This is a genomic window from Klebsiella sp. Q2, from assembly GCF_009900705.1.
GTDB lineage: Bacteria > Pseudomonadota > Gammaproteobacteria > Enterobacterales > Enterobacteriaceae > Klebsiella > Klebsiella quasipneumoniae.
Window position 1 is genome coordinate 79874 of sequence record NZ_JAAABE010000002.1, and the last position, 15174, is coordinate 95047.

The 15174-nt window shown below is 51.7% G+C and carries 26 protein-coding genes and 2 pseudogenes; 26 read left to right on the forward strand and 2 right to left on the reverse strand.

Annotated features, from left to right (window positions below):
- Positions 1–16: 16 nt before the first annotated feature.
- The gene (locus GT756_RS26145; protein ID WP_228725269.1) at positions 17–433 is read right to left on the reverse strand and encodes a S24 family peptidase; all 417 of its coding nucleotides are present in this window, start codon (positions 431–433) and stop codon (positions 17–19) included.
- Positions 434–472: 39 nt separating this feature from the next.
- Positions 473–739, reverse strand: a pseudogene (locus tag GT756_RS26310) (helix-turn-helix domain-containing protein); the annotation flags it as partial.
- A gap of 68 nt (positions 740–807) precedes the next feature.
- On the opposite strand from GT756_RS26310, the gene GT756_RS08000 reads away from it, so the two are divergent.
- The 26 genes and pseudogenes from GT756_RS08000 (at position 808) to GT756_RS08120 (ending at position 15166) form a co-directional block, all read left to right on the forward strand.
- Positions 808–1035: a Cro/Cl family transcriptional regulator gene (locus GT756_RS08000; RefSeq protein WP_032431544.1), complete on the forward strand. Its 228-nt coding sequence runs from the start codon at positions 808–810 to the stop codon at positions 1033–1035.
- A gap of 40 nt (positions 1036–1075) precedes the next feature.
- The gene (locus GT756_RS08005; protein WP_001548453.1) at positions 1076–1297 is read left to right on the forward strand and encodes a CII family transcriptional regulator; all 222 of its coding nucleotides are present in this window, start codon (positions 1076–1078) and stop codon (positions 1295–1297) included.
- 85 nt (positions 1298–1382) lie between these two features.
- Positions 1383–2180, forward strand: a complete 798-nt coding sequence (locus GT756_RS08010; protein ID WP_160124666.1) for a DNA-binding protein — start codon at positions 1383–1385, stop codon at positions 2178–2180.
- Between the two features lie 59 nt (positions 2181–2239).
- Entirely contained in the window at positions 2240–3205 is a 966-nt protein-coding gene (locus tag GT756_RS08015; protein WP_160124805.1) for a replication protein, read from the forward strand.
- A complete protein-coding gene (locus tag GT756_RS08020; RefSeq protein WP_124989811.1) occupies positions 3202–3939 on the forward strand; it encodes a replication protein P in 738 nt (245 codons plus the stop codon). The genes GT756_RS08015 and GT756_RS08020 overlap by 4 nt, the downstream gene beginning before the upstream one ends.
- Positions 3936–4238 carry a helix-turn-helix domain-containing protein gene (locus GT756_RS08025; protein WP_004218528.1) on the forward strand — a complete coding sequence of 101 codons (303 nt, stop codon included), beginning with the start codon at positions 3936–3938 and terminating at the stop codon, positions 4236–4238. Before GT756_RS08020 ends, GT756_RS08025 begins: the two co-directional genes overlap by 4 nt.
- A complete protein-coding gene (locus tag GT756_RS08030; protein ID WP_160124667.1) occupies positions 4235–4780 on the forward strand; it encodes a hypothetical protein in 546 nt (181 codons plus the stop codon). The genes GT756_RS08025 and GT756_RS08030 overlap by 4 nt, the downstream gene beginning before the upstream one ends.
- Positions 4777–4983 (forward strand): hypothetical protein, encoded by a 207-nt coding sequence (locus tag GT756_RS08035; RefSeq protein WP_160124668.1) that lies wholly within the window; start codon positions 4777–4779, stop codon positions 4981–4983. The genes GT756_RS08030 and GT756_RS08035 overlap by 4 nt, the downstream gene beginning before the upstream one ends.
- Positions 4980–5174 (forward strand): hypothetical protein, encoded by a 195-nt coding sequence (locus GT756_RS08040; protein ID WP_160124669.1) that lies wholly within the window; start codon positions 4980–4982, stop codon positions 5172–5174. The genes GT756_RS08035 and GT756_RS08040 overlap by 4 nt, the downstream gene beginning before the upstream one ends.
- A complete protein-coding gene (locus GT756_RS08045) occupies positions 5174–5524 on the forward strand; it encodes a hypothetical protein (protein WP_160124670.1) in 351 nt (116 codons plus the stop codon). Before GT756_RS08040 ends, GT756_RS08045 begins: the two co-directional genes overlap by 1 nt.
- A gap of 223 nt (positions 5525–5747) precedes the next feature.
- Positions 5748–6320 (forward strand): annotated as a pseudogene (locus GT756_RS08050) (DUF550 domain-containing protein); the annotation flags it as partial.
- Positions 6321–6729: 409 nt separating this feature from the next.
- Complete coding sequence (locus tag GT756_RS08055) at positions 6730–7329, forward strand: hypothetical protein (RefSeq protein ID WP_117073879.1); 600 nt, start codon at positions 6730–6732, stop codon at positions 7327–7329.
- 78 nt (positions 7330–7407) lie between these two features.
- Positions 7408–8004 carry a DUF1367 family protein gene (locus GT756_RS08060; RefSeq protein ID WP_001548464.1) on the forward strand — a complete coding sequence of 199 codons (597 nt, stop codon included), beginning with the start codon at positions 7408–7410 and terminating at the stop codon, positions 8002–8004.
- A gap of 5 nt (positions 8005–8009) precedes the next feature.
- The gene (locus GT756_RS08065; RefSeq protein ID WP_032413853.1) at positions 8010–8180 is read left to right on the forward strand and encodes a NinE family protein; all 171 of its coding nucleotides are present in this window, start codon (positions 8010–8012) and stop codon (positions 8178–8180) included.
- Positions 8173–8811 (forward strand): recombination protein NinG, encoded by a 639-nt coding sequence (locus GT756_RS08070; RefSeq protein WP_134936467.1) that lies wholly within the window; start codon positions 8173–8175, stop codon positions 8809–8811. The genes GT756_RS08065 and GT756_RS08070 overlap by 8 nt, the downstream gene beginning before the upstream one ends.
- On the forward strand, positions 8808–9032 hold the full coding sequence (locus GT756_RS08075) for a protein ninY (protein WP_160124671.1): 225 nt from the start codon (positions 8808–8810) through the stop codon (positions 9030–9032). The genes GT756_RS08070 and GT756_RS08075 overlap by 4 nt, the downstream gene beginning before the upstream one ends.
- Positions 9029–9169 carry a YlcG family protein gene (locus tag GT756_RS08080; protein ID WP_160124672.1) on the forward strand — a complete coding sequence of 47 codons (141 nt, stop codon included), beginning with the start codon at positions 9029–9031 and terminating at the stop codon, positions 9167–9169. The genes GT756_RS08075 and GT756_RS08080 overlap by 4 nt, the downstream gene beginning before the upstream one ends.
- A complete protein-coding gene (locus tag GT756_RS08085) occupies positions 9166–9855 on the forward strand; it encodes a bacteriophage antitermination protein Q (RefSeq protein ID WP_160124673.1) in 690 nt (229 codons plus the stop codon). The genes GT756_RS08080 and GT756_RS08085 overlap by 4 nt, the downstream gene beginning before the upstream one ends.
- Positions 9856–10284: 429 nt before the next feature.
- On the forward strand, positions 10285–10509 hold the full coding sequence (locus tag GT756_RS08090) for a class II holin family protein (protein WP_019704119.1): 225 nt from the start codon (positions 10285–10287) through the stop codon (positions 10507–10509).
- Entirely contained in the window at positions 10487–10981 is a 495-nt protein-coding gene (locus tag GT756_RS08095; RefSeq protein WP_153931723.1) for a lysozyme, read from the forward strand. Before GT756_RS08090 ends, GT756_RS08095 begins: the two co-directional genes overlap by 23 nt.
- Positions 10978–11328, forward strand: a complete 351-nt coding sequence (locus GT756_RS08100) for a hypothetical protein (RefSeq protein ID WP_160124674.1) — start codon at positions 10978–10980, stop codon at positions 11326–11328. Before GT756_RS08095 ends, GT756_RS08100 begins: the two co-directional genes overlap by 4 nt.
- Before the next feature lie 153 nt (positions 11329–11481).
- Positions 11482–11619, forward strand: a complete 138-nt coding sequence (locus tag GT756_RS25820; RefSeq protein ID WP_174562428.1) for a hypothetical protein — start codon at positions 11482–11484, stop codon at positions 11617–11619.
- A gap of 145 nt (positions 11620–11764) precedes the next feature.
- Positions 11765–12619: a hypothetical protein gene (locus GT756_RS08105; RefSeq protein ID WP_160124675.1), complete on the forward strand. Its 855-nt coding sequence runs from the start codon at positions 11765–11767 to the stop codon at positions 12617–12619.
- A gap of 128 nt (positions 12620–12747) precedes the next feature.
- Positions 12748–13386: a putative metallopeptidase gene (locus tag GT756_RS08110; protein WP_160124677.1), complete on the forward strand. Its 639-nt coding sequence runs from the start codon at positions 12748–12750 to the stop codon at positions 13384–13386.
- A gap of 30 nt (positions 13387–13416) precedes the next feature.
- Complete coding sequence (locus GT756_RS08115; RefSeq protein WP_064323892.1) at positions 13417–13884, forward strand: DUF2280 domain-containing protein; 468 nt, start codon at positions 13417–13419, stop codon at positions 13882–13884.
- Positions 13868–15166 carry a PBSX family phage terminase large subunit gene (locus tag GT756_RS08120; RefSeq protein ID WP_064181888.1) on the forward strand — a complete coding sequence of 433 codons (1299 nt, stop codon included), beginning with the start codon at positions 13868–13870 and terminating at the stop codon, positions 15164–15166. Before GT756_RS08115 ends, GT756_RS08120 begins: the two co-directional genes overlap by 17 nt.
- Positions 15167–15174 lie beyond the last annotated feature (8 nt).

Here is a 15174-nt window from a genome sequence, read left to right on the forward strand (position 1 = left end):
CATCATCTGCCCTTATCTACCCATGCTTCCTGTATGTCTGCGGCATGCTGCCGATCACCTTACCGAACACGAACACCCGATTCATCTCATCTTTCTCGATCGGTTCCCAAGGGGCATAGCTCTTGTTGTCAGAGATAACCAACAGCTTGTCCTTCATCTTCTGCAGGCGCTTAACATGTGCAGTGTCGTCGTACAGGAATGCGTAAATCCCGTCGCCGTCAAAGCTCTTAACGCTGATATCAACAAACAGCAGATCACCCGGCTCAATCGTGCCAGACATGCTGTCGCCGCGCACGTTGATAATCCTGATGTTCTCAGCTTTGCGCCCATCGAACATATGGTTTGCTTCAGCTGTCGCATATTCAACTGAGCGGAGAATCTCAACGAATTCCTGGTTTATCACCCCTGGACCAGCGCTGACGGCGATATCCAAGAGGTCAATCCTAAAGATGTCTTTTCGATTGGTTGCCGATCCTGGTTCAATACCATCATCGTCAGCGTCGCCAAGCAGGTAGGATGCAGACGTGCCTATGTGAGACGCTAAGGCCTGAAGCGTTCCACGCCTTGGTATTGACTCCCCGTTAAACCATTTGCTCACGGCCTTCGGTGTCAGCTTCATTCTCTTAGCGATCTCAGCCTGGCGACCGTGTGGCATCAATCCAGCTTTATCGCAGGCCAGCGCTAGCCTCAGAGAAAATTCTTTTCGCGCTCTTTCTTCGTGAACCATATGTTCAATCATAATATCACTTGCGTGAACTATCAGTTCCGACTTAATATGTACTTACAGTTCATTATTGAGGGTTAAACATGGCACCTAACAGTCTTGGCGAAATCATCAAAAAGATTCGCGTTCCTGTTGTAGCTAAAGCCTGTGGTTGCTCTCCGCGCGCAATTTACAAGTGGATTGCCAACGGAAGCCTGCCGAGAACGGACTACACCGACGAGACCAATTACGCAGAAAAAATCGCTCTCGCTTCTGGCGGCCAGTTTACTGCTGCGCAGATCCGGGAAGTCAGCAAGCCTAAAGCCGCCTGACTGGCGGCCATACCAAACAACACCAGAGGAAGTATCACAAATGGAGAGTTCAACGACACGCAACAAAGTGGAGGCTCGCAGGATAGAAAGCTGGTTACACAGCCAGATAGCTGAACTGGGAACCACGAATATCGCCAAAGTGGCCGGAGTGAATAAGTCGACGGTGAGTCGCTGGCGGGAAAGCCTGCTGCCGAACATGTCGCTACTGCTGGCCATCCTGATTTCTAACAGGCCTGGAGAGAAAGGTGACTTTGAAGCATGAGCGGGAACAGAAAGGCGAAAGCCGCAGTGCGGGAACACTAACGGCTTTCTACGCGAATTAACTGGATCAATTCACAGGAGTAATTATGAGTTCACTTTACCAGCTTTACAAGCACAAAGACAAAAACGGCACCGGAACGGTGGTTAACAAAACTTACACGGTTCCTTTGTCAGAGCTGTACGTCGAGCCCGGCCTGAATATCCGCGAAATCGACCAGTATCACGTCGCAGAATTCCGCGATGCGTTTATCGCTGGCGAATCGGTGCCGCCGCTGGACGTCCAGGTTACCGAGAAGGGCGTGAAGGTTATCGACGGCCACCACCGCTATTACGGCGCCATTGAAGCGACGAAAGCAGGTGCTGACATCATTCGTCTTGAGTGCAAAGACTTCGTCGGGAACGAAGCTGACCGGATCGCCTTCATGGTTACCCGGAACCAGGGCAAGCCTCTCACTGCTCTGGAACGCGCAGCTGCATATCAGCGTTTGAGAAATCAGGGGTGGGAACCGGACGAGATCGCGAAGAAGGTTAAGCGTTCTCTGTCCGACGTCGACTATCACCTGCATTTGCTGACCTGTGGAGAGGAGCTGATCAGCATGGTGCGTGCCGGCGAAGTATCCCCGACGACCGCGGTTGCTTTATCCCGCGAGCACGGCCCTCAGGCGGCCTCTGTAGCCGTTCGCCAGATGGATAAGGCCAGAGCATCGGGTAAATCGAAATTAACCCGCAGCGCAGCGCTGCCGCAGTTTAGCGCAGCAAAGGCGCGCCAGTTTCTCCAGATAATCGCTGATCAGGCTGACATTGAACTGCCAGCTGATGCACGCGCCATCCTGGACAACTATCGCGAATTCCTGAAAGAGGCCGGCTGGGAGAGTGAAGCATGAACACCGCAGAAATACTCAAGTTTCCCGGCGCCGCGCCGGGGCAATTCAGGAGCAACCGGATGGAAAACCAGAAATCTGGCTACATCCCGTTGTACCGGAGCGTTCTCAAGCAGTCCTGGGCAAAAGATGTGTACCTCAGAACCCTGTGGGAAAACCTGCTGCTTAATGCTGCTCGTCAGCCATTCAGAGCGACTTTCAAAGGTCATGAGTGGTCACTGCTGCCCGGACAACTGGTGGTCACAGCGGCCGATTTAGGGCTGCAGCTTTGCGACCGGAAAGGGAATCCTACTAGTCGCGATTCAGTGGAGAGAATGCTGGCTGTTTTTGTACGCGAAGGGATGATTTCTATCGAAGGTGAGAAGCAAAAAGGGAGAGTGATCACTATCACAAATTTTGCAGAATATGCTCAAAAAACAGACAATTTACCCGCACATGAAGCCGCACATGAAGCCGCACATACTTGCGCACATGACGAGCCCAGCAATGGCGCGGGTTTGAAGGTGGTACCCGCACATGATGGTGCACATGAAGCCGCACAAACAACCGCACAACATGAACAAGAAGGTAATAACAAGAATAAAAACATTAAAAGATCTTCGTCCGAGAATTCTGGCGAATCCTCTGACGTCCGCCTGAAGAAATTTTTGTCTGCTCATCCTGATGCCGCGGTTTACACACCCAGCGGCAGCAAGTGGGGAACCGCAGAAGACGTTCGCGTTGCCGAGTGGATTTTCTCCAGGGTCAGGATGATCAACCCAACCTGCAAAGCTCCTGACATGACCGCCTGGTCAAACACGGTTCGACTGATGCGTCAGATCGACAACCGCAGCCACCAGGATATCTGCGCCATGTACGACTGGGCCAGCAAAGACTCGTTCTGGCATCGCAACATCCTGAGCCCTGAAGCGCTGCGCAAGCAGTGGGACAAGCTGACCATGCAGCGCAGCACGCCAGGGGTTCAGGTTGCCGGGAAGCCAAAAGTCGACCTGAACAACACTGACTGGATTTACGGGGTGCTCGAATGAAATCAATCGCTGAAAGCATGCACAACTTCGACCGGGAAAATTTCCAGCGCGTGGCTGCCGGGCTTCCTGAAATGCAGGACGAGCAGGCAGTAAAGCGCCAGGCGGCAAAGACTGCTGAGATCTTCAACGAACTGTTCCGCCAGTTGCTAGCTGTGTTCCCGGCGCTGGCCAGCAAAACACCCGAGGAGATGAACGAGATGCGCCGGCAGTGGCTCCTGGCGTTCAAGGAAAACGGGATTGTCTCCATGGAGCAAATCAACGCCGGAATGCGCGTTGCCCGCAAACAGGATCGCCCATTCATGCCATCGCCGGGTCAGTTTGTCGCCTGGTGCAAATCGGAATCAGCTGTATCTGCCGGACTGCCGGATGCAGTGGAGCTGGTCGATATGGTTTACCAGTATTGCCGGACCCGCGGGCAATACCCGGATGCTGAGTCGTATCCGTGGCCAGATCACAACGTCACACCGGTCACGCTGAAGCACAAAGCCTGCTACTGGATGGTTACTGGCCTGTACGCAGACATGCGGGCAAACGGCCTCAGTGACGCTGAGCTGCGTCGTAAGGCACAGGATGAGCTGATGCGTATGGTGCGTCGTTTAAACGCAGGAGAAGCGATTCCAGAGCCAGTTAAGCAGATTCCAAAACTTGGTGGTCGGCCATTAAGTCAGGAGCAGGGGTTAAACAAAATCGCAGAGATTCGGGCGAAATTTGGACTGGGGAGAGGGCGGTCATGAAAAAGAACTCTGGCAAACAAGCCGTTATTAACTTCATCGGCCAGCATCCTGGCTGCAGCTTTCAGGATATCCGCCGCGGTACCGGGCTTGACTCTTCAGTGGTCAATTCCTCCCTGTGGCAGATGCACCGTGACGGACAGGTTAAGCGAGAAGGTGAATGCAGGAGCTACCGGTACACCCTTATCGACACAACAGCTGTAACCGAAAGCGATCCGTCTGTTCAGTATCGCCAGCGTCCTGGCGGCGTAAACCCAATGACCAACCTGTTTAACCAGTGCCTGGCGGGAGTAAGAAAATGAACATCGAAATAGTAAACGAGCTCATTCAGTCGCTGGAGTCGGCAGGCGAGCTGTCAATCAGAGAGCAGAAGTTCCTGAATCTGGCGAAAGCGTTTAAGCAACTGGCTGCGGAGAATGCACGATATTCGATGTCTGCAGGTCATGCCGACCAGAGGATGGCTGAATCTCGCGCTGTGCGCTCTGCTCTCGGCTTTAAGCCAGATGCAGACGATGTTCTGGTGGAGGCAATAAACCAAATCGTGGCGGAGTTATGCGTCATTCGTACTGCTCACCCTCAACCTCTTGGACCAGCAATGGACGCTGCGATCGATGCATTTAATGCGGAGGAAATGCCAGAGACTGGGATGCTCAACGCTTACTTCATCCTGCGTGAAAGCATCCGCATCAAAACTCCCGCAACCGATCGCATCGTAGCCGAAGCCGAGGTGCGCGGAGTTGAGAAGGCCATCGCTCACCTGGAGAAGAAGTTCAGCAATATCGGCGTGCAGATCATGAATTTGCAGTGGCTGGCAGACTCGCTGCGTGAAGGGGCCGACAAATGAGCAACCGTATCCCTAACTTCGGCTGGAACCGCCTGAAACTGGCAACGCTCACCTATGAGCAACTGGCTCAACTGGAAGAGAAGGTGAAGGCTGAGCATGCCTGCAAAAACGGCATTCACCTCTTCGACAAATCCGGTCAGCGCAAACTCGACGCTCTGAGCTGGGCCGCATACAACAAGCAGAAGGCGGAGCGTGCAGCATGACTGATATCACCGAACTGGCGCAGAGCGACATCAACACCGCGATGTTTTCTTCAATCGAAGGGTTTGCATTCCTGGTCGTTGATTCACTCGAATTTGAAATGGGCCGCGAACTGACCGACGAAGAGTCTCAGCGCGTCTATAAGCAGGTAGAAGCGGCTATTAACAACGCGACAAGCGAAGGCGGTGTGTAATGACTGACGCAGAATTAGCACATACAAAAGAGCTGGCATTTTGGATGACAGAGCGCGTCTTCATGAATCCTATTAGCGCCAAGTTGCTCAATGAAGACTGGCGAAAAGCATTTCCTGATGAGGTGGCTATAGCTGAGCGTATGAAAGCGCTGGTAGAGGCGCTGGAGAAGGCGCAGAAGCGGATTTCTCGGTTAGAGTCCCGCAGCGTGAAACTACCAAAAGCAATGAGCATTGAGGGCGGCGCATATTGCAGCGCTCATGCTCATTACGACTCTGATGGCGATTATTACGATCGCGCAGATGTGGAAGAGATGCTGTCCGCCGCTGGCATCAAGTTGGAGGATGAGTGATGGGCGTAACAAAAATGATATGTGTCAGTTCCGCTACGCCAACCTGGTTTACTCCGGGTGCCGTATACGACTCAGAACCTCGCGGTACCGATATCTGCATTTGTGGCGACAACCTCGTTTCAGACCTCAACAAAGAGGACTGGTACGAAATGAGCCAGCGCGCAGATGGGCTGTGGTTCTTAATCGGTTTTCAGCAGGCAATTTTATTTCGGGGAGCCAACCAATGACCAATAACCAGTTAAACAGAGAGCGCCTAGAAAAAATTAAATCATGGCGTGAAACCTACGGCGCCGGAAGCAACGTAATGCTGCCAGCCGAGGAGGCCGAGGAGCTGGCTCGTATAGCGCTGGCCGCAGTGGACAGCGAGCCGGTGGCGTGGACAGATGAGCAGGAGTTGAGAGATGTTGATCGTGGTGGTTGCGGGTACCTTTTCACTGTTAACCCTGTTACTCCGCATGCAGACGAGCGCCGAATTATTCTGCTCTATCGCCACGCGCAGCCAGCGCCGGAACGTGACTAGGTACGCAGTGCGCATGCCGAGTGGTCACAGGCAACTTTCGGTAATGTAGGCCCGGTTGGCCCGCTGAAGCACCTCAGCAAAGAAGCACTGGAAGCCGCTGCCGAGCCTGGCGACCTGTCGGAGTGGGCTGATATTCAGTTCCTGCTGTGGGATGCGCAGCGTCGTGCAGGCATCACTGATGAGCAGATTACTCAGGCGATGATCGAAAAGCTTGCGGTAAACAAACAGCGTGAGTGGCCGGAGCCGAAAGACGGAGAGCCAAGACTGCATTTGAAATAATAGCTACCTTTAACTTTTAAATTTACACATTTAGTGGTTGTATCTTTTTCCAGCAAGTAGTTAAATCAGATTATCCCCGCGAGAGATCCGAAAAGGAGGGCCCAATTTTGTCCGAGTTTTTGTATTCCCCCGCATGCCACTGTAGAGCGCAACATCTGAGTGTCTGACCAGGGGATGAATCAAGATTGGATAGTGGGAAGAGAGTGGAGACGGCGGCAGGGCCAAAGTCTACCAGTTCACCCAGAGGGTGTTCAGCTCTTGCCTTTGATGTTGCGATTGAAGGTTAATACACGAAAAGCTGAGAGGTCAGACAACCAACTTGCCAGAGGAGCATCTCCTGCGTGATGCTTGAGAGCCAACCGAAAGCAATGCGAAAAAGCATAAACTCGGTCTTCCAGTCGACTACATGAAACCGCCTATCGGCGGTTTTTTCATCATCTTTATTGTTTCTAATATGTTTTTAATTGGTGAGTTAATGGATAACACTTTCATAACGAAAGAATTGGGTGAGCGTAATCCATATCCTAAAGAACTTTATGAAGTATCTATGAAGTTTACTATGGCATTTTATTATTGCGAAGAGCATTTCTTTTCTAGGTATTGCAGTATTCGCGAAAGTGATACATACAGCAGTCGCATCCTGAATATAGTTGAAGACGAATGCAGCCCAGTTATCATCGATACTTTTAAATATTTCCAAGGAAGATATATGGAAGGGGAAATGGCTCGACATCGATTGCATGCCTTAACCATGCAAGAGGAGGGGGGCGATCTTACTGGATATGCTGAAGCTATTTATAGATATTTGGAAAACGCTGATGGCAATATTCATGCAATGTTGTCGGTGTGTTTAATGGTTATTATCAGGTTGCGACATAATCTTTTACACGCTAACAAATATGAAGCAATGATTGGCGAGCCTGAAGAGCAAAAGGTATTGCTCAATAGAGGATATCTGTTGCTGTCAAGTCTACTATTCGCAAGAAATACAAAACTTGCTGTTTGATTTTCCGTAATCAACCATACATAATAGCAATGTCAGCCTGAGCAACTGACACGATTATCCGGCGCCAAGTGGGGACACATGGCGCAAACACTGCAATTTGAGAAGAGTTATCAAAACGTACTGATTCCCGCAGAGCCGGGAACCAGCGAATACCTGCAACTTATCCCGGTAGGGCAACTGCTTTGCGGTGAGTTCCGCAAGCCCCGGAATTACGCATTCCACAAAAAGTTCTTCAAGCTTCTGACTCTCGGGTATCACTACTGGACCCCTTCCGGTGGTCTCATTGAGCCCGCGGAGCGTACCCTCATATCCGGGTTTATCGACTTTCTCTCATCCGACCTCGATCAGCGCGCTGCACTCCAGAACGCCGCGGAGATGTATCTATCCTCGGTCGGTATCTCCCGTTCCCGCGATATGGCGCTGCTGAAACACTTCGAATCATTCCGCGAGTGGGCAACCATTCAGGCTGGCTTTTACGACGAATACCAGATGCCTGACGGCAGCCGTCGTCGTGTCGCAAAGTCGATCTCCTTCGCCAGCATGGACGACAGCCAGTTTAACGGCGTCTACAAATCAGTGCTGAATGTGCTCTGGAACTACATTCTGCGTCGCAAATTCCACTCGCCGGCTGAGGCTGAAAACGCCGCCAGTCAGCTGCTGAGCTTTGCGGGGTGATGGCTATGCAATGTCTTCTCGCCAAAGTAATGGAGCGCGGCATCTTCCGCGTGCCGGCGCGCCGCAAACGCAAGGTAGAAGTAAAGCCTTCCGACATCCCGACCCTGAAAGACTACACCGCCCGCCTGGTCGATAAGAAGTGGCTCCGCCTGAGAGCAAGGAGGCCACATGCGTAAACCTGCACGTCGTAAATGCGCCCACTGCCGCGAATGGTTCCATCCTGCCCGGGAAGGGCAGGTGGTATGCAGTTTTGACTGCGCCAGCGCGATCGGCAAAAAACAGACAGCAAAAGCCCGGGAAGCGGCGAAGGCCAGGGCGGTGAAGCGCCAGCGAGAATCCGAGAAGGAGGGGCGCCAGCGTCGCCGCGCTAAGCGTGAGTCATTCAAGACAAAGGCTCAATGGGATAAAGAGGCTCAGTCAGCCTTTAACCGGTACATTCGCATTCGTGATGAAGGTAAGCCCTGCGTCAGTTGCGGAAGCCCGCTTATTGGTAAGAGCAACTACCTGACCGGCAGCGCTATTGACGCCAGTCACTACCGTTCCCGCGGCGCAGCGTCTCACCTGAAATTCAACGTGTTCAACGTCCACTCCGCCTGCACCCGCTGCAACCGGCAGTTGAGCGGAAATGCCGTTGAATACCGCATTCACCTGATTGAACGCATTGGCCTGGATCGCGTAGAGCGCCTTGAGGCTGATAACGAGCCGCGCCGATTCGACATTCCCTACCTGCAGCGCATCAAATCCATATTCACCCGCAGAGCCCGCGCGCTGGAGAAGCGCCGCGCCCGCCATCAGGAGGCCGCATGAGCAAAATCCAATACCCGATGTCCACTGCCGCTATTTTTGATGACGTGGTTTATCCCATCCGCCTGAACGGATCGCATCAGATAGAGAGCGAGGTTATGGGCGCGATCAAATGGTTCTGCCGGTGGAACAACGAGGAGATGGCCGTCGTTAAGGCGCATGTGCTGTTTAGCTGCTGGGGACTTTACCTGACGTATGACCAGCTTATGGCGGAGGCCAAATGAGCCGTGACGTTATCGAACGCATCCGCGACCGCTGGCAAAAGCTCCGTTTATGCCGGCACCGCGGCACCGTACTGGTTGACTACAAAATATTACGCAATTTCGTCCGTATCTATAAGCGCCTGGGAGAGACAGTATGACAGCTCAATACTTGGAATTTGTTCGCCAGCAGCTGATAGTGGCCACCGCCGATCTGAGCGGCGCGACGAAAGGGCAACTGGTGGCCTTCGCAGAAAACGCACAATTCACCGCTACGGCGCGCAGCCGGGGTAGGAAGAAAGTTTATAGCGAGGTAAAGCAAAAAATGGTTAACCCGGATGGCCCGCCAATGAGCGGCAGCCAGTCCCGCGCTAAGGGTTCTTCAATCGCTCTCGTTCTGCCTGTTGAGTATTCGACGGCCAGCTGGCGCCGGGCTCTGTTGTCGCTGGAAGAGCATCAGAAAGCGTGGCTGCTGTGGAACTACAGCGACAATATCCGCTGGGAGCACCAGGAGACGATCACCCGGTGGGCATGGGCTGAGTTCCGTGAGCAACTTGGCGCAAAGAAGGTGGCCGGCAAGACGATGGAGCGCCTGAAGAAGCTTATCTGGCTGGCGGCGCAGGACGTGAAAGCAGAGTTGGCGGGTAAGTATGTATACCAGCACCAGGATCTTGCAGCCCTGTGTGGCGTTAAGCCTGATAACTGGTGCCATAACTACGCTGATTACTGGCGGGCTATGTGCGCCATTTTTAAGCGGCTTGATAGTGACTCTCTTCTCTGCGCTGTGAGAACACGATCACAACAAAAATCAGCTTTTTCGCAGCACGGTCTTGCAAAAGTCAATTAAATGCGTCATATTTGAGTCTACTTTGATATGCTGCCTTAACTTTAAGTGGCGGCATGAAGATGATAGTCACATACCAGTTTGTAAAATTAGCCTCGGCATCCCGCCGGGGCTTTTTTATGCCTGCGATCTGAACCAGATTGTTGGTTCAACCAGCACAAGATAATGGCCTGACCTGATGACGGACTCATAATCCAATCCATCAGGGGGCGCTGCTGCAACAGCGTCGCAGGCCGCCAGACCCAGCCAGGGTATTTTCGGTCATCACCGACATTGCTATTACCCTCATGCTTATTGCCCGCCTTTTTGCGGGCTTTTTTATTATCAGGTCCCGCGGGAATCATCATCGATACGCTTCGTTGTTAAATCCAGCCCGACGGGCCTGACCCTTTCAAACACACACAGCACCCGCTAACAACGCGAGGTGAGAGTATGTATCGCATGGAAAAGATAACCACTGGTGCTGCCTATGGCGCTTCAGCCGGGAGCATCCTTAACGGCATGCTAAATGCCTATAGCCCCGAGCAGTGGAATGCCATCGGCGTACTGGTGGGCATTGTCATCGCCGTACTTACGTATCTGACGAATTTGTATTTCAAGATTCGCGAAGACAACCGACGCAGCAGGAGCCGAGATGAACCCGACGCTGAGGAATAAGCTGATTGGTGCGATCGCCGGCGGTTCGGGCGCGATCGCAATTGCTTCTGTCATGCTTGGTAATGCTGACGGCCTGGAAGGAAGGCGTTATTACGCCTATCAGGATGTTGTCGGCGTCTGGACTGTTTGTGATGGTCACACTGGCACCGATATTCGCCGCGGCCATCGTTATACCGACAGGGAATGCGACAGCCTGCTGAAGGCAGATCTGCAGAAGGTGGCAAGCGCCATTGACCCGCTCATCAAAGTCCGCATTCCTGATCCTACGCGCGCCGCGCTTTACTCATTCACTTATAACGTTGGCTCTGGCGCCTTCGCCAGCTCCACGTTGTTGAAGAAACTGAATGCTGGAGATGTGCCGGGCGCGTGCAAGGAACTGCAGCGCTGGACGTATGCCGGTGGCAAGCAGTGGAAGGGACTGATCACCAGGCGCGAGATTGAGCGTGAAGTCTGCGAGTGGGGCCAGAAATGAGCCGATTAACCGCAATCATCAGCGCTGTAGTCATCCTGCTGCTTTCCTGCTTTTTCTCGTGGCGTTCTGGCTGGAATTCTCACGCTGACCATATCAACGCCCTCGCGGCGAAGAAGAAAGAGAAAGCCGAAAAGACTATCCAGCCAGTTGAGGAAAAGGCCGCTGCCGCTACAGAAGAGGGCAAGGTCATCTACCGAACCATAACCCGCGACGTGGTGAAATATGTCCAGTCTCCGAATCGTACTGTGTGCCGGTTTGACGATGATGCTGTGCAGCTGCGCCAGCGAGCTATCGACGCTGCCAACGCCATCCCCGGATTTGATGATCCCTCCGTGCAAAGCAAGTGACGCAGGGAAGGATACCGACGAAGACCTGCAATCGGACGTCGAAACCGCTCAATGTCTGCGCCAACTGCGGTTGGATAAGTTCCGCTGGCAGGCCTACTACCGGGCAATCAGCCAATAGCAGTAATACATCATCACGCAGTGTCTGAGGTAGCGATGCTGATACTCTTCATTCTCCTGTCGATCTGGCTCTGTCGACTGTCGGAGAAGCCTGGCTGGTTTAAGGTCAGCAATAATATCTCAATGCTGGCGCTCGAAGATGAGCATCCGGCACGCAGTAAGGGGCTGCGCTGAGATAAGAGCTTGCATTACAGAAGTCATGCTACGAATGGCTTCGATAATGATATTAAATATGATGTTCCCATCTGCAGTAGGATTGAGATATGTTGTAATCACTAAATGGAACATGATTGGCAACATAACGACAGAGGATATCTATATGCAGCAAGTTGGTAACATAAAACGAAGGGTGGATGATGCTGATTTTCTTATTGAAAATAAAAAATATGAATCCGCACTACTGCTCCTGCTAACGGCAATTGATGGATCTGCCATCAAAGTATTTCCTGCAAAAACTCAGTCTATAACGAACCCAACGCGAACTAGAAAAAACCGGCAGATTGCTAATCAAATGCCTAACAGCGAGCGTTATCAGAGATTTTTGGGTGTAAGGATTAGACAGTTACTCGGAATGATTTTGTCTGAGGACGAGTACTATACAAAAGAATTAGTGCATTTTGTTGAAGGACAGGAAGATCCAGAGGTCATAATTTATAAAGCTTTTAGATGTAACGATGTTCATGAATCCTCCATACCAACTGAATATCATTATGTATATTCTGAAGATGCCATTTCAAATAATTTATCCTTGGAGTTTTCTAATGGAACTATTAAGTTTTCATCTGGTTTTTTAAGCCTGCTGCGAAGCGCAATTGTATATGCTCCTTGTAATGGCTCAGAATTCGGTATTAGCCATTTTAGGCTGAAGCCAAATGCTGGAATGACAGAGGAAGATATATATAATCATTGTGATAAGGAATATGGTGTGTCATACGGCAAGGTAATTGTTATCAATAGGTTGCTAGCCGATATTGGTCCTAGTGTGCATTCTTTAGACTTAGATGAATTATCAGAAATCATAGTCGAAAGTATTCACCCAGGAACAAAAACAGGATTGAGTTTTCCTAGGGGTGGAAAACCAGCGTGTATAAGTAATAACAGATTCACAGAATCTGGTAAGTCTATGCTCAGTTATATTTTAAAAAATAGTCAAGTTGTTGATATTGCATCTTAGATGCATGAATAGAAAATAATTCTGCAAGTGGTGTCAGTAAAACGCCATTGGCAGAATTATATAAAGGTTCGTTGGTGTTATATTGCCAAAATTACCGGGGAAGTATAAAAATCAGAGGGTCGTTCTGTATGACTGGAAATGACAATCGCAGACCATACCCTCCCGTTAACTTCACTAGTCCTGAAAACTACCGCCCATACATTGCTATCATCCCTGCGAACGAGGTCTATAGCTGGGTGAGCGACAATATCCTGATGGAAAACGGCAGCCTCCATAACGAGGATCACTTCCATCTCCACACGGCCGACATAGCGTTTATGTGGGCGTCGAATGCCTTTGATAAACGCGGTCGCGTCGTTCTCGGTCAATGTGAAGAAGTAATGCTCCGCGCCGGTGGCTGGCAGAAATCCCGCATGGAGCAGCAGATGCATGAATGGTTCGGTCGCATACCGAAGTTCATCATCACCCTGGCTGCCGACTATTGCGAGCAATGCAACGATCTGGAGTTCTGCGCACTGGTAGAGCATGAGCTTTACCACATCGCCCAGGCTACCGATGACTATGGCGCGCCGAAGTTCAACAAAGAGACCGGAATGCCGGTGCTCAAACTTCGCGGCCATGACGTCGAGGAATTCGTCGGAGTGGTCCGGCGTTACGGCGCCAGCAAAGACGTGCAGGAAATGGTTGATGCGGCGAACAGGCCGGCGGAGGTTGCTCATATCGATGTTGCCAGGGCTTGCGGGACATGCATGCTTAAGATGGCGTGATTTTATACTGCTTTATACGGACGGTGGGTTATGGCTGCACTAAAACCAGAAGTGAGAGCCTTTATCGTTCAAGAGCTCGCTTGCTTTGATACGCCATCCCAAATCGTCGAGTCCGTACAAAAAGAATTCAAGGTTCAGGTGACGCGCCAGCAGGTGGCATCGCATGACCCGACAAAGGCGGCAGGGAAAGGTTTGGCTCAAAAATGGGTCGAACTTTTCAACCTTACCCGCGACCGTTTTCTCAACGAAATTTCCGATATTCCGATCGCCAACAAGGCCTACCGTCTGCGCGTACTGCAGCGAATGTCGATGACTGCTGAGAACATGAAGAACATCGGTATGACGGCCCAACTACTGGAGCAGGCAGCAAAAGAGGTGGGTGAGGCTTACAGCAATAAGCAAAAAGTCGAACACACCAGTCCTGACGGTAGCATGTCGCCGAGACCAACGACGATCAGACTGGTAGGAGTAGAGCCAACTAATGGAAAGTCAGGTTGACCTACAAATCCCGGCGAAGCTCGTTCCCGTATTCGCGACAGAGGGCATTCGCTATCGTGGTGCGCATGGTGGCCGAGGTTCTGCAAAGACGCGCACATTCGCGCTGATGAGTGCGGTTAAAGCGTATCAGGCAGCCGAAAGCGGATTAAGCGGCGTCATACTCTGCGCTCGCGAGTTTATGAACTCCCTCGAAGAGTCATCGATGGAGGAAGTGAAACAGGCGATCCGGTCTGTCCCCTGGCTGGATGACTACTTCGATATTGGCGAAAAGTACATCCGCACTAAAAACCGCAACGTCAGCTACGTCTTCTGCGGCTTGCGCCACAACCTCGACAGTATTAAGTCAAAGGCGCGCATTCTGGTTGCGTGGGTAGATGAGGCTGAGTCGGTATCGGCGACGGCCTGGAAGAAGCTTCGCCCGACGGTGCGTGAAAATGGCTCTGAAATCTGGGTGACATGGAACCCGGAGAAAGACGGCAGCGCCACTGACAAACTCTTCAGAAAGAACCCGCCGAAAAGCTCGATGATTGTCGAGATGAACTACAGCGACAATCCGTGGTTCCCGGATGTACTCGAAGAAGAGCGCCTCGAAGATCTGGAAAACCTTGACTACGCCGATTATGCGTGGATTTGGGAAGGCGCCTATCTGGAGAACTCAGACAAGCAGGTGCTGGCGAATAAATACGTCGTGCAGAGCTTTGAAGACGACCTCTGGAAGAAATCAGAGCGCCTGCTGTTCGGCGCCGACTTCGGTTTCGCAAAAGACCCAAGCACGCTTATTCGGATGTTCATCCTGGATAACAACCTCTACATCGAATACGAGGCCTACGGTAATGGTGTAGAGCTCGATGACATGTGGAAGTTTTACGCTGGAAAAACCGATGCCACGCCGAAACAGCTTGAAGACTGGAAAGTTACTGACGAGGCGAAATTCCCCGGCATACCCGAGGCTCGCAAATGGCCTATCAAAGCCGACAACTCCAGACCTGAAACAATCAGCCATATCAAGGGCCAGGGTTTCAATATCTCAGCAGCTCAGAAATGGCAGGGCAGCGTAGAGGATGGGATAACTTGCCTGCGTGGCTTTAAGAAAATCATCATTCACCCACGCTGCAAGGAGACGGCCAAAGAAGCTCGGCTCTACTCGTACAAAACTGACCGGATCACTGGCGAAATCTTGCCGGTCATAGAGGACAAGAACAACCACTGCTGGGACGGTGTCCGGTACGGTCTGGACGGGTATATCAAGCACAAAGCGCAAGTCGGCGCAGTATTCTTCTAAGGAGCATC